Below are 19,439 nucleotides of genomic sequence, written 5' to 3' on the forward strand. Positions count from 1 at the left end.
CGCGTTGTCTGTCAGTGTCAGTGTCAGTGTCAGTGTCAGTGGCGGGCGACGGCGTAGCCCGCGGTCAGCTGACTGATGCACTCCAGCCGTCTGGAGCGGCGATGAGCAGGGCTCCGTGGTGCAGATCGAGGGTGCAGGCGTCAGTGGGCTTCCCTGTCTGAGTGAGTTGGCCGGGGCCCTGGAAGGCGGCGGTGTGGAGGCGGAAGGCGTCGGGCTCGGGGCAGCTGACGGTACGTAGCCGCCAGGGTGCCGAGGGAGGCTCGTCGGGGCGGGGCGGCAGGGCGAGCTGGAGTTCGGCGGTGGCCCGACACTCTGTGCGGTAATCGGTGTGTGCCGCCGTCCAGGCGGTCATGACGAGAGCTGCCTGCGAGGGCGTGCCGAACACGGGTGAGCCGGCGCTGAGGGACGGTGGCGTTCGTTCGGGGGGCCGGGGCGTCTCGATGATGTCCGGCCGGCGTGTTTCTTGAGGATGGTGGCGATCGAGCGAGTGAGAGCCGGGTCGCTCCGGTCGGCCCAGGTTCGGATCAGGTCACGGAAGGCCGCCTCACGGCGGCGGGCGTCGTGTCGCGATCCGGCGGTCAGGATTGCTTCACCCGCTCCTGAGAAGGCGTGGCACAGGCCGAGCACCGGGACATGATCGGCGCGGGCGGCGTAGCACACCGAGCGGATCTCCCACATGGCGTGGCGCAGAAGGATCGCGGCGGCACGGGCGTCGGCGCCCAGGTCCCCCGCGGGCGGTGGACGCAGGCGGTCCGGCTGGGCGGTGCGGGGCGGGGTGACCGCGTCAGCGCGTCGGCCGGCGGCTGACAGGTGCCACGAGCGGTCGTCCAGACGGTACTCGCCGCTTGTGGCGCGGAGCCGGCCGCCCGTGCCCAGGGTTATCTCAACCTGGCCCACACCGGGTTCCAGGGTCGCTCCCTGGGTGTCGGAGAGGTCGAAGACGGCGTCGGTGACGCCGTCCAGCGCCACGTTCAGCAGGGCAGGTTGCGCGGGCGTGCTCTCGTCGAGGGCGTACCTGCGGGGAGCGACCAACTGGAGGGAGGCGGTCAGGAGAGTACCGGCGCGCTCCACTCGAAGGTGGCGGACGGTCGCCGTCGCCAGGTCGTAGTCGGGGCCTAGATCGTCCACGGTCTGTCGGGTGAGCCGGCAAAGCGGTGTTATGACGTGTCCGCGGTAGTCACGGCCTGGCGCGTACGGCTTGGCCGGCGGCAGGAGCGGCTCCAGTTCGTACCCCGCGATGGTGGCCTGCTCGGTCATCCACCCGCGCCGCCGCTCGCTAGAACCGGCCATCCACTCCAACACGGTCAGAGCCCGACGCTCGCGCTCGTCGGCATTGGCCGTGCACGCGGCCCAGAACAGCGGGAAGAGGTTGTTGTCCCACACATCCGATGCCGCGCGAATCGTTTCCCGGTCATAACAGCGGACGTCCGCCGCGGCCCCGCGATCTGCTCGACCGAGCGGTCCAAGAGCGCCGCCAGCACCTGCATGGCCGATCCGCGGCTCGCGCCGCCTGCGTGCGGGGTGCCGGGCAGCAGGGGATGAGAGTCGGTCATGTGCCGATCGTGGCACACCACGGGGCGCGTCCGGCATCACTATGTCCACGGCAGAGCGCTCACTGCGCGTGTTGGCGGCCCGACTCCCTCGTGCGGCAGATGGGCAACCGCGGATCACCGGCCTTTCTGCGGTGTTCAGTCCGGCTGACTGCACACTCGTCCGTGGTGGAGCCCCCTGGCGACGCCGGGGCGGACCTGGCTCAGTCGGGGTTTACCCGTCGGCCCCTGTCCTGGCCCGCCTCGACCACCGCCGCAGCCGTTGGCCGAACACGGCCAGCCCCGACCTGCTGATCACCCCAGAAGCCGTCGTCCCCTACGCGGAGTCGGCACGCCCGCTTCTCGGCGAGGCTGCCGGGCAGTCACCATCGGGAAACTCGCTCGCCTTGGTCACGCCCTTGAAGGGAGCCTATGGGCATGGAGTTCCTCTGCTACCACCGCGACCGGCCCGGCTCGCTGCCGCTGCGCCACGAGCTACTGGAAGAGCATTGGTCCTATATGGACCGGTACGCGAAGGAGATGATCGCCCGGGGCCCGACCTTCGCCGACGACGGCGACACACTCACCGGAAGCGTGCACATCCTCGACCTGCCCGATCCCGCCGCTGCCCGCGCGTTCGCTTTTGACGAGCCGAACTACCAGGCCGGCGCCTACCGGGACGTACTGCTGCGACGGTGGCGCAATGCCCTGGGGCGCACCATGTGGGACTTCCCCGGCGGGCGCACCGGCGGCAACCAGTATTTGGTGCTCGGTCTCGGCGCGGGGCCCGCCGCCGACCTCGCCGTGCCGCCCGACCAGGACGAGCTGATCGCCTACGGGCCGATGCTGTCCGACGACGGCGCCACCTGGCTCGGCACGGCGGCGCTCGTCCGGGCGCCGGACCCGGACACGGCCCGTGCCATCCTGACCCCGGACCGGTACGCCGACATCGAGGTGCACAACTGGCGGTTCGGCGGGCGACCGTCATAGCCCGAGGAGGTCCGGTCTGCATCTGGGTTCGAGCGAAAGGGCCATCGGTTCCCTGGACCCGCGGGCCCCTGGCCCTGTCCTCGTACGGATGCGGCGAACGGCCGCCGGACGCCAGCGGCCACCGCACACGTGTGCGGCTGCGGGGTCCGGGGGTCGGCGTCGACTCCGAAGCCCTGGTCGTGGCGCCGCAAACTGTCGGGAAGGTCCGGGCCGGTGGCGGAGCGGGGGCGCAGTTGGTTGGTGAGTGCGGTCAGGTTGGCGTGGTGGTGTCCGGGCCGGGCGCCCTGGCGGGTGAAACGGTCGATAGGCCGGTCGATGAGGCTGGCGGAGCCAGGCCGAGCGGAGCGCCCGCTGGTAGGTCCATCTGTCACGTAAAGTCAGGTCCGTGACATTGAGTGATGGAGTGTATGGCTTCGGGCCGTCGACCGGCCGCTTGCTGATCAAGACCAGCCGCGTCGGCCTCGGCCGGAGGGCGGGCCACGACCTCACCATCGAGGCCACCCGATGGTCCGGGAAGGCGGTGGTCGTCGCCGACGATCCTGGGAAGTCATCGGTGACCGTGGAGGTCGAGACGGGCTCGCTGGCCGTCCGGGAGGGAGCCGGCGGGCTCAAGCCTCTCACCGACACCGACCGGGCCCAGATCAAAAGGACGCTGGCGGGTGAGGCTCTGCTGCACACTGCGCAGCACCCCACCATCGCCTTCCGTTCCACCAACATCACGGGAACGCTTCAGTCCTTCGAGATCACCGGCGACCTCACGATCAAGGGCCGGACACGCCCAGCGACCGTGCACGGCGGCAGTGATGGGAACGGCATGGTGTGCGGCTGGGGTACCGTCACCCAATCCGCCTGGGGGATCAAGCCGTACACAGCGTTCCTGGGCGCGCTGAAGCTGGCCGACGAAGTCCGGATCGAGTACGCAGTGACCGAACTCGAACGGCTGCCCGACCCGGACAGCTGAGTCGCACGCGCCGGGTGACGTTCCGTCTGTTCTGGGTGCCGCGTCAGACACCTCAGGCCATTACGGACTTCGGCGTATCAGGGTCCGTCGGACCTCCTCCGGGTGGGCCAGGACGTGCTCCAGCTCGTCCTTGGCGGAGAGGTCGTAGTGGGCGATGAAGAACTCGAGGTCGGCACTGTCGAAGACTATGACCGCGACACCGCTCTGCTCGGCGCGGGTGAAGACGGCGTCCAGCTCACTCGTCATCGTCGAGTCCACGAGATTGACGGGAGCGTTGTCGAACGTCACGCGCCAGTGCGTGGGCGAGTGCTCGGTCAGCGTGAACCGTGTCGGGGAGTTCATGGGGCCGACGCTAATATCTGACGGCCCAACGGCAACCTGGCCGCGCCCGACCGAGCTGACAGTCCCCGCGCCCAGGAACCGGCACCCCCGCCCCTCAGACGGAGTGGTGCTCCAACCGCTGGCGCCGGTGCCCCTCGCTGTCCTTTCTGTCAGGCAGTCGTTGGCCAGCGTCTTGGCGCCGGTGGGCAGGTTTTGACCACCGGCGTCACCCGCGCCTGTCGGCAGCTCGGTCACCGAGGCGGGGATGTCGAAGACTGCTCAGTGCCAGAAGCCGCTGACAGTCAGTGCGTCCGGGTCGTAGCAGGTGACCGCGAAGCTCTGTGTCTCGGCTGGATGGCCGTCCCAGGCCAGGTGTGGGGAGCGGTCCTGGCCCGGCCCGCCGAACAGGTCGCTGCGCTGGGCGACGGCCAGGGTCTCACCGTCGGCGATGTCGGCGATGTCGGCGATGTCGGCGATGTCGGCGATGTCGGCGATGTCGGTGCTGCGAAGTGCGAACTCCGGTACCGGAGGAAGCGCGCTGTAGGGGTCGTAGCGCTGGGTCATGTCCGATCCTCCGGACTCGTGGACACTGAGATGATCTCGAGGTGCGGACACCATGCGGAGCGGCGGATTGTCGAGGTAGGCGCAGGTCGGCCCGGCTTTACGTGCCCATGGCCACTGCAGCTGTGGCAGACTACACCTGCTCGTATCATGCTTTAAGGGAGATATGGACGCCAAACCTACCAAATCCTGACAGGAAGGCCATTATGTGATGGCCAAGGTACTTTTTGTAATGACCGGTACGCCGTACTGGACGCTCAAGGACGGCACCAGGTACGCGACCGGCTACTGGGCCGAAGAGTTCGCCGCCCCCTACAAGGCCCTCACTGAGGCGGGCCACGAGATCATCGTCGCCACCCCCGGCGGGGCCGTTCCGACGGTGGACATGATGAGCCTGCGACCCGATATGGCGGGTAGCGCGCAGATCGCGCTCGATCTGGAGGCGATCATCCGCTCCGCAGAGGTGATGCGGCGCCCGATCCACCTCGCGAACGCACGACTGGACGACTACGACGCCGTCTACTTCCCGGGCGGCCACGGGCCCATGGAAGACCTGAGCGTCGACGCCGACGCCGGCCGCCTGCTGACGGCGGCCCTGCCCTCCGGCAAACCCCTCGCCATCGTCTGCCACGCCCCGGCAGCGATGCTGGCGACCAGGATCCACGGGAAATCGCCCTTCGCCGGCTACCGGGTCACCGGCTTCACCAACGAGGAAGAGGAGGCGGTCGGCCTCGCCAAGAGAGCCCGCTGGACACTGGAGACCGAGCTCATCGAACTCGGCGTTGACTTCACCAAGGGCGAGATGTGGAAGCCGTACACGGTAGTCGACCGCAACCTGTTCACCGGACAGAACCCCGCCTCGGCAACCCACCTGGCGGAACGCCTGCTCAAGGTCCTCTAAGTCGCACGATGGCCCCACCCGCCTCACCACATCGGCTCTGGGCGGGGACGGCCCGTCAGACGAGGGTGCTGCCGTGGCTGTCGCAGCAGCGCCAACGGTGCGATTCATGATACTTGCTTGTCTCCGTGGTCATACCTGGGGGCGTGACCTGAAGTGAGACCCATGAGCGCTGTAGAGAGAGCAGCAGCGGCCCGGCGGGAACCAGGACGTGTGTTAAGTCGTGATCATGTGGATGCGTGAGACCGGGCGCGGACGACGGAGGGTGCGCACGGGCATGACGGCGCCCAGGCATACGGGGCGGTTCCGGAGGCCGCGGCACCGCTCGCGGACGTGTTGGCCGATCTGTTGTCGACGGCCGGGAAGATTGCTGTGTTCGGGGAGCCGGTAGCGGTCGGGGTGAAGGCGTCGGTGCTGGCGCGGCTGTTCTCGGCGACCGGCGGGCCCTCGTGCCGGTCTTGCGCGGCCGAGTGTTGACCGGCCGCGAGGTCGGCCGGTTGTCAGTGGCCCTTCTTATGCTGACGCTATGGAGATCACCAAGCGGACACTTGCGGAGGCCTGGCAGCGGACGGCCGCCGGGCACCCCCTGCTCCACGAGGTTGGACTGCCGCCCGTGGCTCGCTCGGACGACGAGCTGGAGGAGTGGGCCGAGCGTGCTGAGGAGGCGGAGGACGGCGGCCTGTGTCTGCTGCTGGACGATGACGGCACGGTGCGGGGCCATCACGGCCCCTACCGGGAGGTCTTTGCCACCCGCGTCCTCGAACAGGTGCTTTACCTGATCGCCGAGGCCGCGATGCGTCGGCGCGGCGGCAGCCTTGAGGAGGTGGCCGACGCACTGGAGCGGATCGATCCGGTGTGGGGCAGACGGTTCCGCAGTGGCGGCCTGGACGACGTGGGGGCGGTCGAGGCGTGCGGGCGCGACCCGCTGGAGGGGCTGGCCTGGATAGCGGGCTCCTGGCGTGAGCAGGACCCGTACACCACCCTTGCCTTCTTCCGCGCGGCGCCCGGGCTAACCGTCGACGCCGAGCGGCTGGCCCTGCTGTACGGGGCAGATCCCGCGCAGGTCGCGGTCGGCACGCGCCTGAAGGACCTGCAGGCCGTGGGCAGCGGCCGAGCCCACTGGGACCGCCAGTGGGAAAGCTGCTGTTTCGGGCAGGCAGGCGGGTGGACGTTCCTGCTGTACCACGACACGCCGCCGGGGTCCTTCGCCGACAAGGAGGCATACGCGGCGCTCGGGATCAAGGAGAGCGTGTGGCTGACCGCCACCTCTGCGAAGGCCATCTACACCTTCGACTATATGAGGGACGGTCGCCGCGTCGACGATGACTGGGGTGTGCTGGAGCTGATCTGGTACGAGCGCGGCCGTGCCCCCTATCTGCGGGGCGGGGAGCTGGACTTCCTCAACCGTGCCGTGCGCCGTGCCGAGCTGGACCACCCCGAACTGACTAGCACGTTCGAGCTGTACTTCCACGCCTTGGAGGAGTCCCTCGGCCTGCGTCTGCCGCGTCGGGATTTCGCGGAGGGGGAGGTGCGGGCCGCGTACTGGGCCGGGGAGTAGTGGTGAGTACGGCAAGGGATCGCTCATGGAACATAAACAGGTTCTGGAGCGCGTATCGAAGCTTGATCAATCCGTTGGTCTCAGCCGTGCTTTGTGGTGTGGTAGATCGTGTTGCATGACGCCGTTGCAACTGGCCGGTGTTGTATTTGAGTTCATTGGCTGTACCTGCCCATAGGCAGGTACGCCCGTATGCCGAGCGGCTGCGGCAACAGTTCGAGGGTGTGGCGGGGGCTGCAGTGGTACTTGAAGGTGCACATGGAGACCGGCGAACTGACCTGGTCCACCGCCCGGACCCGTCGGGGTGGCATCGGCTTCCTGGGCGGCTACCTCGAACAGCAGCAAGTGCCAGGCCCCTGGCTCTGCGACGACGCCGCCGCGCTGCGGGCCTTCATGCTCGACTACCGCAGCCACCTGTGTCAGCTCCCGGCCCGCGGCGGCCCGAACCGCGGCAAGCCCCTGTCCCAGCTGCGGATCACCGGCCTGATCACCGATGTCGAGCAGTTCTACGTCTTCATGCACGACAACCAGGAGACAGCCGCTCGCGCACTCGACGAGCCCGGCTGGCTGCAACTGGGGCCCCACCACACGGTGCTCTGGCGACGCAGCGACAAGAAGCGCCCCCGCGTCCGCCCCGACCTGCAGTACGTCATCGGCGACACCGAGCTCAGCCAGATCATGGCGAACATCGAGCTCCTCGGGCGCCCGGAGGACGAGGGCGGACTCGGCGACCCGCAGGTCATGCACGTGCTGATGCTGCTGACCCGCACCGGACGGCGGATCAGCGAGATCGTCATGCTCGACCGCGACCCGCTGCTGTCCCTGAACCGTCCCACCCCGGCCCCGGAGGACGACGGCGCCTTCCTCGCCAAGCTCCGCTACCAGCAGACCAAAATCGACAAGGCACCGGACACGATCCTCGTGGACTCCGAGATCGTCGCGATCATCCGGGTCCAGCAGCAGTGGGCCGACGAGCACCGGGCACCCGACTGGTTCCCCGGCACCCGGCCGAAGTACCTGTTCCTGGCCCGCAAGCTCAACCGCCGGGCCGACCGGCCGCTGACCGTGGAGGTCGTCCGCGACAAGCTCACCGAGTTCGCCGCCCGGCTCGACATCCGGGACGCGGCCGGGCGCCTGGTCGACTTCAACCGCACCCACCGATTCCGGCACACCAAGGCCACCAGCCTCCTCAACGCCGGCGTCCCACTGCACGTCGTCCAGCGCTACTTCGGCCACATGTCGCCGACCATGCTGATGAACTACGCGCAGACCCTCGCGCCACCCACGAGCGGGAGTTCCTGCGCTACCGGAAGATCACCGCCGACGCCCGGGAACTGTCCACCGATCCCCGCGACCTCTACGACATGCTGGAGCTGGACAAGCGCACCGACCGCATCCTGCCCAACGGGCTGTGCCTGCTGCTGCCCCGTCAGGCCTGCGCGAAGGGGAACGCCTGTCTGACCTGCGACAAGTTCGCCACGGACGCCACCTTCCTGCCCGAACTCACCACCCAGCAGCAACGCACCGCCCAGCTCGTCGAGGAATGGCAGAAGGCGTTCACAGCACGGACCGGGCAGCCGATGAGCGAGGACAACGTCTGGCTCGCCGGGCGCCGCCAGGAACAGGACGCCCTCGGCCGCATCCTCAAGCTGGAACAGACCCGCCTCGCCGACGGACCGCCCCAGGCCGTCCGCGGCGCCGGTGTCGACGCCCGCACCGACGCGATCACCCGCAGCCAGGACGGGAACTGACCGGCATGCGCGGCAACCCCGACAACCTCCGCCATGCCGTCGCCCGCAAGAGCGCCGCCGCGCAGGCCCGCGCGGAAAAGGGCCTGCTGCGAGATGATCCGCCGCGGACAGCCCATCACCTTCCGCGGCCTCGCCCAGACCGCTAATGTCTCGCTCGACTTCCTCTACCGGTGCACCGAGATCCGCCAGCGCGTCGAGCAGCTGAGGTTCCAGCAGCGAAACCACCCGCCACGACCGGCCTCGCAGCCGCCCGACGACTCGCCCAGCGGTGTCGTGCGCACCCTCACTACCCAGCTTGCTGAACTCAAGCGGCGGCACCGTGACGAGGTCCAGGTACTGCGGCAGGCTCTGGAAGCCGCCCAGAGCGAGAACCTCGAACTGCGACGCCGCCTCGGCCCCCGGCACACCACCCGTCCCGAGACGTCCTGACGGCGATCTTCTGCCGAAGGCCGGCCTCAGTGGGGCGCCGAAACCGCAGTGCCCCAGGCCCGCTCGATCTCGGCGGCCGGAAATGGCGTCCGCTTGCTCTCGGTGAGCAGACGTCGGGCGAATTCGCCGAAGATCACGGCAGCTCGGGAATTCCGGTCGATAATCGCGGCGATCTCGCGCGGGACGCCATCGGGCCGGTGGACGGCGATCCACTCGCGCAGGAACGCCTCGTGTTCCATCCCGCCGCGCAGGCCATCGGGCAGGTGGTGGCGGAGCAAATGACTCGCGGTGTGGCAGCGGTCATACGCGAGATGGCCGGAGAGGAACTCCGCCTCGGCCGCTGACAGTTCGAAGCCGGAACTCAGGGCGAGCCCGAAGTCCGCGAAATAGAGCAGCTGGCCGTCGGTCAGGACATTGGCGAAGTGGGCATCGAAGTGGACGAGTCCGCGCGAGCTCATGAAGGCACTCCCGCGCGCCAGGGCCTCCTCCACCCGTGGGTACGGCGAGCCCTCGCTGACCTCCAGCGCCGCGGTCCGGTGGTCGTGCAGCCAGTCAGCGAGGGTCTGCGGAACGTATTCTAGGAAAAGCACCAGGCTGAAAGAGGAACGGCCGATGGCCTCCAGCCGCTCACGCACGGCCGATGATCCCTCCCAGTGCGCGACCGCCCCGTCGATGCCCCCGAACTCGTCGACGAAACCCTGGGGAGGGGAGTCGGGCAGGATTCGCCAGTGGTACATCAGCGGAAAGCCCTCGTACTCATTCCTGAGGACCCAGTTGGTGGTCATCACGTGCACGGCCAGCTCTCGCCAGGCTCCGAACCCTGCTGAGCCCACCCCGTACTGGTAGAACATCGGCAGTCCGAAGAGGTTCGCCGTCGACCGCGCGTTCTCCGGCCGCAACTCGGTGTCTGTGAGGGGGACCCGCTTGACGAACACCCGCGTGCCTTCGATGTCCAGCTCTGCCGACCTGCCGCCGATGCCGGATCCGAGCGGGTCGGCGGCGGCCACGACCTCGCCGAGCCGGCGGTCGCTCAGCAGGGACAGGTGCGTGGCCACGGTCCCATAAATGGCGAGCCGCGCGGCATGCCGCGGGTCCAGGTGGTGCATCGACGACTCCTCGGTGCCCGGAACCAGGGCCTTAATGATCTCGCGCGCACTGTCGAGCCTATCCACCCGGCCTGCAGAAGGAGCAGGCACGCGAAGTCGCTCGGAACGCTCGCCCCCGGACGCCTCCCCAGACGATGACGCGCCCCAGGCACCGATCTCTCACAGACGCTACCGCAAGCGTTCTGCCTGCACAAACAGAACCCGTTCACCCGTTTGCCCCGGATACCTCCTGGGAGGCCGTCTACATCATCGAGGGCCTGCTCAAGAACACCTCCGAGGTCAAGCCGGCCACCGTGCACGCCGATACTAAGGGCCAGTCCTTTCCGTCTTCGCGCTCGCGCACCTGCTGGGCTTCGACCTCATGCCCAGGATCAGGAACTGGAAGGACCTGACCTTCTACCGGCCCACGAAGAGAACCGAGTACGTGCACATCGACGCCCTGTTCGGGGAGAGCGGCCGCAACGTCATCGACTTCGACCTGATCGAGTCCCAGTTCCGGCACCTGATGCGGGTGGCGATCTCGGTGCGCGAGGGCGTCATCTCCTCCACCCTGCTGCTGCGGCGCCTGCGGGCCGGGTCACGCAAGAACGCGACCTACACCGCCTTCCGCGAGGTCGGCCGCGTCATCCGCACCGTCCAGCTGCTGCGCTACCTCTCGGACGCCCCGCTGCGCCGGCGGGTGACCGCCGCGACGAACAAGGTCGAGGCATTCAACGGCTTCTCCCAGTGGATCGGCTTCGGCAACGGCGGCGTCATCACCGACAACGATTCTTCAGCCCGCTGCGCGGCGACGACCCCGGCACGGACGGGTACGCCCAAGCGGCCTGACTCCGCCTCTGCCGGGGGCCCACAGCCCGCCCCTAAAACGTAGGACAGCTTCTCAGCTTGTCCTTTGACCTCCGTCAGCGCCGCGAGTGCCGGGCCGTTGGATCTACTCCATCTGGCTGAACCAGTGGCTGTTTGCCCTGGTTGGCGCCGACCCTGCCCGCCATGGTGGGCCGCTATGAGTACCGATATGTCTCGCGCCGTAGTGCTATTCCGCCATTCGAAGGCCGACTCCTCGTTAGAGGGCGATGATCACCAGCGTCCGCTCGACGAGCGCGGCCGTCGTTTTGCCGGTAACCCGGGGGACGGACAGGACCATCCCCTGGGCGCGGGCTCCCCCGGGGGTGGCACGGACAGTCAGCGGAACAGGCGGAAGAACCCGCGCACCTGCTTGACCAGCGACTCCGGCTGCTCCAGCGCGGCGAAGTGGCCACCATGCGGCAGTTCCTCGAACCAGCGCAGGTCGGTGAACCGCAGCTCGGCCTCCCGCCTCGACGGGCGGGTTATGTCGCGCGGGTAGACCGACAGCCCGGATGGCGCGGTCACCTTGTCCCGGAAGTTGGCGAAGCTCTCCCAGTACAGGCGCGCCGACGACGTGGCCGACGCGGTGAACCAATAGACCGAGATCTCGTCGAGGATCGTCTGCCGCGACAACGCGTCTTCGGGATGGCCGTCGTTGTCCGTCCACGCCCAGAACTTCTCGGCGATCCAGGCGGCCTGCCCCGCCGGGGAGTCGGTGAGGCCGTAGCCGAGCGTCTGCGGCCGGGTTGCCTGGATCGCCGAGTACCCCCGGCCGGTGCGCTGCATCTCCTTCTCGGCCTCGAGATTCGCCAGCTCCGCGGGCGTCGGGTCGTCGAACGTGCCCGCCGCCACGGATCCCAGGTTCAGGTGCACGCCGGCGACCCGCTCGGGCGCCACCTCGCCCAGCACCGCGGACACCGCCGAACCCCAGTCACCGCCCTGCGCGCCGTACCGTTCGTAACCCAGCGAGACCATCAACGTGTCCCAGGCGCGCGCGGTGCGAGTGATGCCCCACCCGGTCGTCGACGGCTTGTCACTCCAGCCGTACCCGGGCAACGACGGCGCGACCACGTGGAACGCGTCCGCCGGGTCACCGCCGTGCGCGCGCGGGTCGGTCAGCGGGCCGAGGACCTCCAGGAACTCGAGCACCGAACCCGGCCACCCGTGCGTGAGCACGAGCGGGAACGCGTCCGGCTCCGGCGAGCGGACGTGCAGGAAGTGGATGCCCAGCCCGTCGATCGTGTCGCGGTACTGCGGGAACACGTTCAGCCGCTCGGCGAACCCGAAGTCGTAGTCCTCGGCCCAGCTACGGCAAAGCTCCTGCGCATACGCCAGCGGCAAACCCTGTGACCAGTCGTCCACCGGCTCGCGCTCGGGCCACCGTGTCCGTCGCAATCGTTCACGCAGGTCCGCGATCTCGGCTTCGGTAATGCTGACCTCGAATGGCTCGGCGGACATGGCAACGCTCCTTACTGGTCAAGGCGTTATCGGATCAGAGGCAGGTGGACCGTCATCGCGGGCTCCTACGCGTGGCGTCGGGTTCGGGGCGGCGGTCGGCGGTAGGGCGCCGGGTCAGGCTGAGGACGAGTCCGGCCAGGGGGAGTGCCGCGAGCACGGCGAGGGCCACCGGCACCGGCACGATGCCGGACAGACCCGCGACAGCGGCCGGACCGATCCCGCCACCCAGGGCGTTCATGAAGTTGAGCAGGCCCTGTGCGGTGTCGCGGTCGTCCGCGGCGACCAGGTCCGGCGCGAGGCTCACCAGTACGGCTTGGGCGCCGGCGAACCCGCACACGGTCAACGCCGTGCCGGCGACAATCGGGATCGGCCCGGTGAAGATCGCGACCACGAGCACGCCGACGACGGTGAGTGCCGCAAGCCCGGCCGACACCTGCCAGCCGGTGAACCGGTCGGTCAAGGTGCCGACCAGCCGCCCGGCCAGCACCGAGCAGGCGGCGGCCGGGACCAAGAGCACGCCGGCTTCCAGGGGGCCACCGCCCGTGGCCTGCTCGATCAGGGACGGGGCGCGGAACAGCACCCCGTAGTAGCCGGCGAAGACGGTCCCGCCGATGAGCCCGGCCGCCAGGAAGCCCCGGGAGGCGATCACCCGCCGAGGCACGAACCCGTCGGGCGTGCTTCGCACGCGCCACCACAGTCCCACGGCGGCGAGCGCCCCGGCGGCAGCCACGACGAGCGTGACCGGAGCGGGCAGGCCGACCGAGTGTGCCTGCAGCAACGTGATCAACGAGCCTGCGAGTACCGACAGCACGGCCGCGCCGACGATATCGAGTCGCCCGGTCGAGCCGTTTCGCTCGCCGCTACCGCTCCGCGTCAGCGCGCGCCTACTCGGCAATGCGGCCAGCAGGAGGGGCAGCGCGAGGACCGGGATCGCGAGCACGGCACGCCACCCGAGCCATGCGGTCACCGCCCCGCCCAACAGTGTCCCGCACCCCGACGCCGTCGCGCTGGCGGCCGCGATGATTCCCAAGGCGCGGATCCGTTGCCGCCCGGGAAGGGCGGTGGCCGCGGCAAAGACGGCGATCACGGTCGCGCCCGCCCCGGCGCCGCCGATCAGTCGGCCGACGATCACGACGGACAGTGTCGGCCCGGCTCCGGCGAGCACGGAGCCCGCGGCGAGCGCCATGACCCCGGCGACGAGGACCTGGAAGGGGCTCCAGCGGACCAGCAGCCGACCCGCGACCGGCATCGCGAGCGCGGAGGTCAGCGACCACGCGGCGAGAATCCATGCGGTGGCCCCGAACGGCACCGTGAGTGCGCGGCCGATGACCGGCAGGGCCACCGACGGCGCTCCCAGTGCCACGTACATCGGCAGCACCAGCATCCCCAAAGTCAGCCCCAGCCGACGCCCGTCCGGGGCGTCGGTTCGCTCCGGTGCCGGGGCCCCTCCAGACGGGATCGTCTGCGGCGTCGTCCCCCGCCGAGTATGTTGTGACATGCTAAAGCTCCTTTGGGTGTAACGCTACGAGGCAGTGAGGAGACACGTCAAATGCAGGATGCGTATCACAGTCCATTGGTGGTCCAGACGGCCGTCGACCTGGCCAACACCTTGAGGCCGGTCAAGGGAGAGGACGCGCTCGAGACCGTGGAGCAGCTCCGGGACTTCCTTGACGACCATCCCGCGGCTGAGCCTCCGAGTTCGGCCGCGAACCAAGGGACCGGTCCGCGGCATCTCACCCGCGCCGACCTGGCGGAAGTCCGCGCGTTGCGCGAGACGGTGCGTGAGGTGCTCGAACGGGCGAACGCGGACGCGGTCGAAGCTGCGGCTCTGATCAACGACGGTCTGCGTCGCAGCCGCGCCACCCCGGCACTGCGCCACGAGGACGGCCGCTGGTGGACCGAGGTGACCTCCGACACCGACCGCTGCGCGGCGCACCTTGCCGCGACTACGCTCAGCGCACTGGCCTCCGTGATCGCCACGCTCGGTCCCGCTCGTCTCGGCGTATGTGCCGGGCCGACCTGCCGGGCCACTTTCGTGGACCTCTCGCGCAACGGCTCGAAGCAGTACTGCACCCGAACCTGCGCACACCGGGCCAGTGTCGCGGCCTACCGGAGCCGGCGCAGCCCGCGTTGAGCGCCGGCGCCTGACCCTGTCAGGTCGGCGCCGGGGTTTCGTCCGAGCCCGCCTTCGGCGAACTCGTTCGGGCCTCCGAGGGCGTTCCTCGCGATGCAATGAGCACGCCCCGTCCTGTGCGGAATCCAGGATCTACTGGGCCTCTGCCGGGCGGATACTGCGCCGCCTGGTCGGCACGCCCGCCCGCTGGCGGGAGGTGTGATGACCCACGCCGTCATCCAGCAACTCCTGGACGGAATCGACCTGCGCGAACGTCAGCTTGCCGAGCAGATCGGCGAACTCGCCGCCCGCCTGCGCGAGGCGCAGGCTGAACGCGAGGCCCTGGCGACCACGGCCAAGACCGTCCGCGCGGTGGCCCCAGGCCTCGACCTCGAGCGGCCGCCGCCCCCGGCGCTGCCGGATGGCGCGGCCTACCAGCAGATCATGGACGTATTCGAGCACGAACGCCGACCGCTACGCGCCCGCGACCTATGCTTCGCGCTGGACCTGCCCTTGATGCCCAAGCACGTCGTAGGCACCCGCGCGAAACTCAAACGCCTGGTCAGCCTCGGATTCCTCGACGAGACCGAACCCGGACTGTTCGCACAGCCCGGCCCTCAGGCCCCGACAGCCCCCGCCGACCAGCAATCCTGATCCAGACCAACGGGCAAAACATTAGAAGACTCGCTTATTGCCCGCTGAGCTCGCGCGTTGGCGTCAGGAACGAAGGGTGCGCAGGCCGGTGCGGATTTCGCTGACAAGGATCTCGGGCTGTTCCAAGGCCGCGAAGTGCCCGCCCTTGTCGGCCTCGCCGTAGTGGATCAGATTGCTGTAGGTGTCTTCGATCCAGCTCCGTGGCACGCGTGGGATGTCCTTCGGGAAGACGGTCACCGCGACCGGAAGCGTCACCTTCGGGCCGGCGAAAGTGAGCGACTTGTTCTCCCAGTAGATGCGGCCGGACGACGCTGCGCTGTTGGTGAACCAGTAGAGGGATATCGCATCGAGCATGTCGTCGATGCTGAGAGCGCCCTCGGCGAGCCCGTGGTTGTCGGTCTTGGACTGGAACTTCTCGTAGATCCAGGCTGCCTGGCCAGCGGGAGAGTCCGCCAGGGCGAATCCGACCGTCTCCGGCTTCGTGCCCTGAAGGTGGTTAGACCCACCGAGATCGCCAGTGTAGAGGGCGAGGGTCTCCACGGCGTAGCGCTGTTCGGGCGACAAGGCGTCGGGTATCTGTGCGGGGAAGGCGTACTGGGTGTTCAGATGAATTCCGAGAAGCCCCTCAGGTTGCATGGCCCCGAGGGCGGTGGTGACGACGGCACCCCAATCGCCGCCTTGCGCGGCCCATCTCGTGTAGCCGAGACGCTTCATCAGCTCCACCCACGCGCTTGCGATGCGCGATACAGTCCACCCGGTCTCCGTGGGCTTCTGGGAGAACCCGAACCCGGGGAGCGACGGGACGACGACGTCGAACGAATCGGCGACGTCTCCTCCGAACGAAACCGGATCGGTCAGCGGGCCGATCAGCTTCAGGAAATCGAGGATCGAGCCCGGCCATCCATGCGTGAGTATCAGCGGCATCGCGTGGGGGTTCTTGGACCTGACGTGGATGAAGTGGATGTCCAGCCCGTCGATCTCGGTCAGGAACTGGGGGAAGCGATTGAGTTCGGACTCGAAGCGCCGCCAGTCGTAGCCGCGGTCCCAGTGCTCGACCAGAGACCTGGCGTTCTCTACACGAACCCCTTGCGACCAGTCGCCCACCGTTTCCGGATCCGGCCACCGGGTTCTGGCCAGTCGCTGCTTGACGTCATCGATCTCCGATTCCGGGATCGACACGGTGAACGGGCGGACGAGGGTCGACGTAGGTGGCGTCGGTGCGGTCATTGCCTTCTTCTCTTCTCCTGAGCTTCGAAGCGCAGCCCAACTCTCGCTGCACACTGCTGTACAGTCAGTCTCACTGTACACCGGTGTGCAATACTGGTGCCGTGCCCACCGAGTCCTCCCGCGTGCGCTCGATGAACGAGACACGCGAACGCATCCTCGACGTCGCCCTCGATCTGCTCGGAGAGAACCCCGACGCCGGAATGGGCGAGATCGCCTCCACCGCCGGCGTCGTCCGCCGCACGGTCTATGACCATTTCCCCTCGCGCCTCGACCTGGTCCGGACACTCACGGAACGGGCCGTCACCGAGATGACAGCCGTGCTCACCGAAGTCAACGCCTCCGACGCGGAAGCGGACGCGACGTGGGTCGAATTCATCGCCCGCCTCTGGCCGGTGGCGCACCGGTACCGAGTGCTGCTGGCGCTGCGCCGTGGCGAGTACGGCGAGGCGATCCACGGCCTGCTCGGGCCAGTCGATGAGCTCCTCGCCGACCTCGTGAAACGGGGCCAGGACACCGAGGTGTTCGCACAGCACCTGCCGGCGGGCATTCTGAGCCAGGTCGCCTACGGCGTCGTGTTCGCCATCGCGGACAGCGACCTGTCGAACGGGACCCTCGGTGCCCGAGCAGCGACGATCACGAGCCTGCTGATGCTGGGAGTTCCCGAGACGCGCGCCATCGCTCTCGTGGGCGACCAGCCCTGACCCGCAGTACTCGAACGGAGCCGCGGAGCCAGTCCGGTCCTGGTACCGCAGCGCGTTGGCGATGTCCCGCATCTCGTAACGCCCCTGATGGCCGGAAACTGAGGCCGTGCCTTCCACGCCGCGATCAGCGGTTTGATCACGGCCCACTCCGGCTCGGTCGGGGCGGTCTTGTGCGGCTTGCGCTCACCCACCGCTCAAGCGCACCACGGCCAAGCCCGCTGACGAGCCGAAACCCACCAAGTCCACACGAACTGTCTCAATCAAAACGGTAGAAGACTCGCTTATTGCCCTCTCAAAAGCGACGACAGCGAGGAGCAACACATCAGGCTCGACGTTTCGGTCCAAGGCCTTCGCGCGATTCGACGGGCAATTCTCGACCTCGACGTCCAAGCAACGGCGGATCTCAAGCAAGGTTGAGCCGAGCCATGGGGGCTGGTGCCGGAAGCAGGCCCCGGGGCACCCATGCAACACAGCAGGACTTGACACGGAATTCGGGTGGCCCAAGCCTCGGGGCCGGGATGACGTGCACACCGTGGGCCGTGCGGGCAGCGGATGCCGGCACGGCCGCAGCCCCTACGCAACGGCATGGGCCTTCTAGGGGAGCTCAAGGCGGGCCTCGGCCGGGATAGTGGTCGCTCGGGAAGCCGCCCTCGAACCGGTTCCGTGGGGGTCGGGTAGCCGGAGGGCTGGGTTGGGCATCTGGCGCTACTCCGGTAGGACGCGGGCGCGCTTGAGCCTGAGGCCCCAGACCGCCGTGGCCGTCGGGCGAACCGCCTGATGCTTTGCGGCGTTGCTGGCCGTCAGCGGTGACCGGCTCGAGCAACTCCTTCCACCGTGCAGCCGAGGATGTCGAGCAGAGCCATGAGCGCCTTGAGGCTGAGCCGATCGGGCCGTTCCACCACGAGGCGGTAGGTCTGGCTGGGCGAGAGGTCGATGCCCCGCTCTGCCGGCAGGGGCCGCAGGTCGGTTGTGGAGAACATTCCGCGGGTTGCCATGACCTCACGCAGGCGCCAGCGGTAGTCGAGTTTGCCGTCATGCCGTATCACTACTGGCCAGCTGTGGCGCGCGTGCGGTCCAGGGCCTTCCGCATCATGGTGTTCATGTGAGGTGTAAATGGCGGTCGTTGACACGTAACGGTGGCCGACCTGCTCCTGGATGAACTTCGGGTCCGTGCCATCCTCGATGCTGTGCGTCACGTGCGAATGCCCTGTGTCCGCAGAGGCCGTGTGCAGTCGGAGTCGTGTCGTGATTGGGAAGACGAGTTTCGACGTTGCGTTCGCGACGGTGGGGGCAGTGCGTGTTGCATTCCGGCCTCGCTGGTGTGATGCAGCTCACTCTGTCGATCGCGGGCGAGTGGGCGGGACGCCGTTGCGGGAGCCCCGCGCCCTCGGTCAGCGCCAGATCATGCAGATCCGGCGTGCGAAGTTGACGTATCCGGCGCGCTGGAAAGCGTTCGCCATGGGAATGTTGCCGAGATCCGTGGCTGCCCGGATGCGGGGGACATCCTGCGCGCTGAGAATCCGGGTGCCTTCGGTAAGGATCTCGTCGATGTAGCCGTTGCCCCGATGTTCGGGGAGTACGGCGAGGTAGCCGATGACGGGGTTGTAGTCGTTGCGGGCCGGAGTGACGAACCCCACCGGCTCGCCGTCCGGCAGTGTCGCGATCCGCCACCAGTCCTGCGGGCTCCGGAAGTGCGCGAGCTCCTCCTCATAGTGTCTGGCCGCCGCTTCGCGGGGGGACATCCGGGTCAGGTCGTCCCTACTGTGCGCGTCCAGCGTTCCGTCCAGGACCCGAGTCATCAGGGCGAGGATTTCCTCGGTGTCGCGGACCGGCCGGAACGCCAGGCGCCCCCTCGGCTCGGGGAGTGGCGTCCCGGGACGCCACTCCAGAAGCAGCCGTTCGACGAACTGGCGGGCGCCGGTCCGTTCCAGGGCGAGCATGCGGTCCTCGACGATGCGCCGGGTCACTCCGCCCTCGCGCCAGTCGGGTGGGACGGCTCGGTTGTACTCGGGTGGACGGGCGTCGGCGGGGACCACTGCGGCCGTGGCAGCCCGTAGCAGCCGCACGCCGATGTCCACGCGATCGCGGTCCGCGCTGCTGTCGTCTATGTCGAAAATGTCCAAAAGGAATGGTGTGTCGTCTCCGGTCCGACCCCACCACGCGACCCTGGCCAGTAGGCGCTCGCCGCGAAGGGCGACCCACATCCATTCCGGACGTCGGCGGCCGGCGGCAAGGTCGTCCGCCAGTTCCTCGTTGAGGGTGTATGGCAGTTGGGAGAAGAGGACGAGTTCTTCGCGCCCGGTGATCGGACGCATGGTCAGGTCGTTCTGTTTCACGGT

At 68.5% G+C, this 19,439-nt stretch carries 21 protein-coding genes and 1 pseudogene; 12 read left to right on the forward strand and 10 right to left on the reverse strand.

Features of this window, described 5'->3' with window-relative positions; translation table 11 throughout:
* Positions 1-64 precede the first annotated feature (64 nt).
* Complete coding sequence (locus tag ACFZDL_RS26875) at positions 65-352, reverse strand: hypothetical protein (RefSeq protein WP_353593784.1); 288 nt, start codon at positions 350-352, stop codon at positions 65-67.
* Positions 349-1,383, reverse strand: coding sequence for a hypothetical protein (locus ACFZDL_RS26880; RefSeq protein ID WP_353593785.1), 1,035 nt, complete (start codon positions 1,381-1,383; stop codon positions 349-351). The genes ACFZDL_RS26875 and ACFZDL_RS26880 overlap by 4 nt, the downstream gene beginning before the upstream one ends.
* 584 nt (positions 1,384-1,967) lie before the next feature.
* Between ACFZDL_RS26880 and ACFZDL_RS26885 the strand changes: the two genes are divergently transcribed.
* Positions 1,968-2,519, forward strand: a complete 552-nt coding sequence (locus ACFZDL_RS26885; RefSeq protein WP_353593786.1) for a YciI family protein — start codon at positions 1,968-1,970, stop codon at positions 2,517-2,519.
* Positions 2,520-2,904: 385 nt separating this feature from the next.
* On the forward strand, positions 2,905-3,480 hold the full coding sequence (locus ACFZDL_RS26890) for a YceI family protein (protein ID WP_353593787.1): 576 nt from the start codon (positions 2,905-2,907) through the stop codon (positions 3,478-3,480).
* A 60-nt stretch (positions 3,481-3,540) separates the two neighbouring features.
* On the opposite strand, the gene ACFZDL_RS26895 is transcribed toward ACFZDL_RS26890, so the two are convergent.
* Both ACFZDL_RS26895 and ACFZDL_RS26900 read right to left on the reverse strand, forming a co-directional pair.
* Positions 3,541-3,822 (reverse strand): hypothetical protein, encoded by a 282-nt coding sequence (locus tag ACFZDL_RS26895; RefSeq protein ID WP_353593875.1) that lies wholly within the window; start codon positions 3,820-3,822, stop codon positions 3,541-3,543.
* Between the two features lie 258 nt (positions 3,823-4,080).
* The gene (locus tag ACFZDL_RS26900; protein WP_391192587.1) at positions 4,081-4,365 is read right to left on the reverse strand and encodes a hypothetical protein; all 285 of its coding nucleotides are present in this window, start codon (positions 4,363-4,365) and stop codon (positions 4,081-4,083) included.
* A 208-nt stretch (positions 4,366-4,573) separates the two neighbouring features.
* Here ACFZDL_RS26900 and ACFZDL_RS26905 point away from each other — a divergent pair, with 208 nt between their 5' ends.
* The 5 genes from ACFZDL_RS26905 (at position 4,574) to ACFZDL_RS26925 (ending at position 8,995) form a co-directional block, all read left to right on the forward strand.
* Entirely contained in the window at positions 4,574-5,263 is a 690-nt protein-coding gene (locus ACFZDL_RS26905) for a type 1 glutamine amidotransferase domain-containing protein (protein ID WP_353593788.1), read from the forward strand.
* A 523-nt stretch (positions 5,264-5,786) separates the two neighbouring features.
* The gene (locus tag ACFZDL_RS26910) at positions 5,787-6,818 is read left to right on the forward strand and encodes a hypothetical protein (protein ID WP_353593789.1); all 1,032 of its coding nucleotides are present in this window, start codon (positions 5,787-5,789) and stop codon (positions 6,816-6,818) included.
* A 255-nt stretch (positions 6,819-7,073) separates the two neighbouring features.
* Complete coding sequence (locus tag ACFZDL_RS26915) at positions 7,074-8,276, forward strand: tyrosine-type recombinase/integrase (RefSeq protein ID WP_353593790.1); 1,203 nt, start codon at positions 7,074-7,076, stop codon at positions 8,274-8,276.
* Complete coding sequence (locus ACFZDL_RS26920; RefSeq protein WP_353593791.1) at positions 8,180-8,566, forward strand: hypothetical protein; 387 nt, start codon at positions 8,180-8,182, stop codon at positions 8,564-8,566. The genes ACFZDL_RS26915 and ACFZDL_RS26920 overlap by 97 nt, the downstream gene beginning before the upstream one ends.
* A 33-nt stretch (positions 8,567-8,599) precedes the next feature.
* Positions 8,600-8,995 carry a DUF6262 family protein gene (locus ACFZDL_RS26925; protein WP_353593792.1) on the forward strand — a complete coding sequence of 132 codons (396 nt, stop codon included), beginning with the start codon at positions 8,600-8,602 and terminating at the stop codon, positions 8,993-8,995.
* A 26-nt stretch (positions 8,996-9,021) separates the two neighbouring features.
* Here ACFZDL_RS26925 and ACFZDL_RS26930 read toward each other — a convergent pair whose 3' ends face one another.
* Positions 9,022-10,101, reverse strand: a complete 1,080-nt coding sequence (locus tag ACFZDL_RS26930; protein ID WP_353593867.1) for a protein kinase family protein — start codon at positions 10,099-10,101, stop codon at positions 9,022-9,024.
* Between the two features lie 134 nt (positions 10,102-10,235).
* Here ACFZDL_RS26930 and ACFZDL_RS26935 point away from each other — a divergent pair, with 134 nt between their 5' ends.
* Complete coding sequence (locus ACFZDL_RS26935) at positions 10,236-10,493, forward strand: Tn3 family transposase (protein WP_353593793.1); 258 nt, start codon at positions 10,236-10,238, stop codon at positions 10,491-10,493.
* Positions 10,439-10,972: pseudogene (locus tag ACFZDL_RS26940) on the forward strand (Tn3 family transposase); the annotation flags it as partial. The gene ACFZDL_RS26935 and the pseudogene ACFZDL_RS26940, both read left to right, overlap by 55 nt.
* Before the next feature lie 311 nt (positions 10,973-11,283).
* On the opposite strand, the gene ACFZDL_RS26945 reads toward ACFZDL_RS26940, so the two are convergent.
* Complete coding sequence (locus ACFZDL_RS26945; protein ID WP_353593794.1) at positions 11,284-12,405, reverse strand: epoxide hydrolase family protein; 1,122 nt, start codon at positions 12,403-12,405, stop codon at positions 11,284-11,286.
* A gap of 52 nt (positions 12,406-12,457) precedes the next feature.
* Complete coding sequence (locus tag ACFZDL_RS26950) at positions 12,458-13,903, reverse strand: MFS transporter (RefSeq protein WP_353593795.1); 1,446 nt, start codon at positions 13,901-13,903, stop codon at positions 12,458-12,460.
* 51 nt (positions 13,904-13,954) lie between these two features.
* On the opposite strand from ACFZDL_RS26950, the gene ACFZDL_RS26955 reads away from it, so the two are divergent.
* Together ACFZDL_RS26955 and ACFZDL_RS26960 are read left to right on the forward strand one after the other, a co-directional pair.
* On the forward strand, positions 13,955-14,539 hold the full coding sequence (locus tag ACFZDL_RS26955) for a CGNR zinc finger domain-containing protein (RefSeq protein WP_353593796.1): 585 nt from the start codon (positions 13,955-13,957) through the stop codon (positions 14,537-14,539).
* A 201-nt stretch (positions 14,540-14,740) separates the two neighbouring features.
* Positions 14,741-15,172, forward strand: coding sequence for a hypothetical protein (locus ACFZDL_RS26960; protein ID WP_353593797.1), 432 nt, complete (start codon positions 14,741-14,743; stop codon positions 15,170-15,172).
* 63 nt (positions 15,173-15,235) lie between these two features.
* Here ACFZDL_RS26960 and ACFZDL_RS26965 read toward each other — a convergent pair whose 3' ends face one another.
* The gene (locus ACFZDL_RS26965; RefSeq protein ID WP_353593798.1) at positions 15,236-16,399 is read right to left on the reverse strand and encodes an epoxide hydrolase family protein; all 1,164 of its coding nucleotides are present in this window, start codon (positions 16,397-16,399) and stop codon (positions 15,236-15,238) included.
* 101 nt (positions 16,400-16,500) lie between these two features.
* Between ACFZDL_RS26965 and ACFZDL_RS26970 the strand changes: the two genes are divergently transcribed.
* Positions 16,501-17,100, forward strand: a complete 600-nt coding sequence (locus ACFZDL_RS26970) for a TetR/AcrR family transcriptional regulator (RefSeq protein WP_353593799.1) — start codon at positions 16,501-16,503, stop codon at positions 17,098-17,100.
* A gap of 800 nt (positions 17,101-17,900) precedes the next feature.
* Here ACFZDL_RS26970 and ACFZDL_RS26975 read toward each other — a convergent pair.
* On the reverse strand, positions 17,901-18,296 hold the full coding sequence (locus tag ACFZDL_RS26975; RefSeq protein WP_353593800.1) for a helix-turn-helix domain-containing protein: 396 nt from the start codon (positions 18,294-18,296) through the stop codon (positions 17,901-17,903).
* A 195-nt stretch (positions 18,297-18,491) separates the two neighbouring features.
* The gene (locus ACFZDL_RS26980; protein WP_353593868.1) at positions 18,492-19,415 is read right to left on the reverse strand and encodes a GNAT family N-acetyltransferase; all 924 of its coding nucleotides are present in this window, start codon (positions 19,413-19,415) and stop codon (positions 18,492-18,494) included.
* Positions 19,416-19,439: the final 24 nt, after the last annotated feature.

The sequence above is a fragment of the Streptomyces sp. NPDC007917 genome (assembly GCF_042959105.1).
Lineage (GTDB): Bacteria > Actinomycetota > Actinomycetes > Streptomycetales > Streptomycetaceae > Streptomyces.

Bases quoted from the DNA above. Each gene is read 5' to 3' on its own strand.
- ACFZDL_RS26895 (WP_353593875.1), bottom strand. From the start codon at position 3,822: ATGAACTCCCCGACACGGTTCACGCTGACCGAGCACTCGCCCACGCAC.
- ACFZDL_RS26960 (WP_353593797.1), top strand. From the start codon at position 14,741: ATGACCCACGCCGTCATCCAGCAACTCCTGGACGGAATCGACCTGCGC.
- ACFZDL_RS26980 (WP_353593868.1), bottom strand. From the start codon at position 19,415: ATGCGTCCGATCACCGGGCGCGAAGAACTCGTCCTCTTCTCCCAACTG.
- ACFZDL_RS26945 (WP_353593794.1), bottom strand. From the start codon at position 12,405: ATGTCCGCCGAGCCATTCGAGGTCAGCATTACCGAAGCCGAGATCGCG.
- ACFZDL_RS26910 (WP_353593789.1), top strand. From the start codon at position 5,787: ATGGAGATCACCAAGCGGACACTTGCGGAGGCCTGGCAGCGGACGGCC.
- ACFZDL_RS26935 (WP_353593793.1), top strand. From the start codon at position 10,236: ATGACGCGCCCCAGGCACCGATCTCTCACAGACGCTACCGCAAGCGTT.
- ACFZDL_RS26915 (WP_353593790.1), top strand. From the start codon at position 7,074: ATGGAGACCGGCGAACTGACCTGGTCCACCGCCCGGACCCGTCGGGGT.
- ACFZDL_RS26920 (WP_353593791.1), top strand. From the start codon at position 8,180: ATGCTGGAGCTGGACAAGCGCACCGACCGCATCCTGCCCAACGGGCTG.
- ACFZDL_RS26875 (WP_353593784.1), bottom strand. From the start codon at position 352: ATGACCGCCTGGACGGCGGCACACACCGATTACCGCACAGAGTGTCGG.
- ACFZDL_RS26900 (WP_391192587.1), bottom strand. From the start codon at position 4,365: ATGACCCAGCGCTACGACCCCTACAGCGCGCTTCCTCCGGTACCGGAG.
- ACFZDL_RS26965 (WP_353593798.1), bottom strand. From the start codon at position 16,399: ATGACCGCACCGACGCCACCTACGTCGACCCTCGTCCGCCCGTTCACC.
- ACFZDL_RS26955 (WP_353593796.1), top strand. From the start codon at position 13,955: ATGCAGGATGCGTATCACAGTCCATTGGTGGTCCAGACGGCCGTCGAC.
- ACFZDL_RS26950 (WP_353593795.1), bottom strand. From the start codon at position 13,903: ATGTCACAACATACTCGGCGGGGGACGACGCCGCAGACGATCCCGTCT.
- ACFZDL_RS26925 (WP_353593792.1), top strand. From the start codon at position 8,600: ATGCCGTCGCCCGCAAGAGCGCCGCCGCGCAGGCCCGCGCGGAAAAGG.
- ACFZDL_RS26930 (WP_353593867.1), bottom strand. From the start codon at position 10,101: ATGCACCACCTGGACCCGCGGCATGCCGCGCGGCTCGCCATTTATGGG.
- ACFZDL_RS26905 (WP_353593788.1), top strand. From the start codon at position 4,574: ATGGCCAAGGTACTTTTTGTAATGACCGGTACGCCGTACTGGACGCTC.
- ACFZDL_RS26885 (WP_353593786.1), top strand. From the start codon at position 1,968: ATGGAGTTCCTCTGCTACCACCGCGACCGGCCCGGCTCGCTGCCGCTG.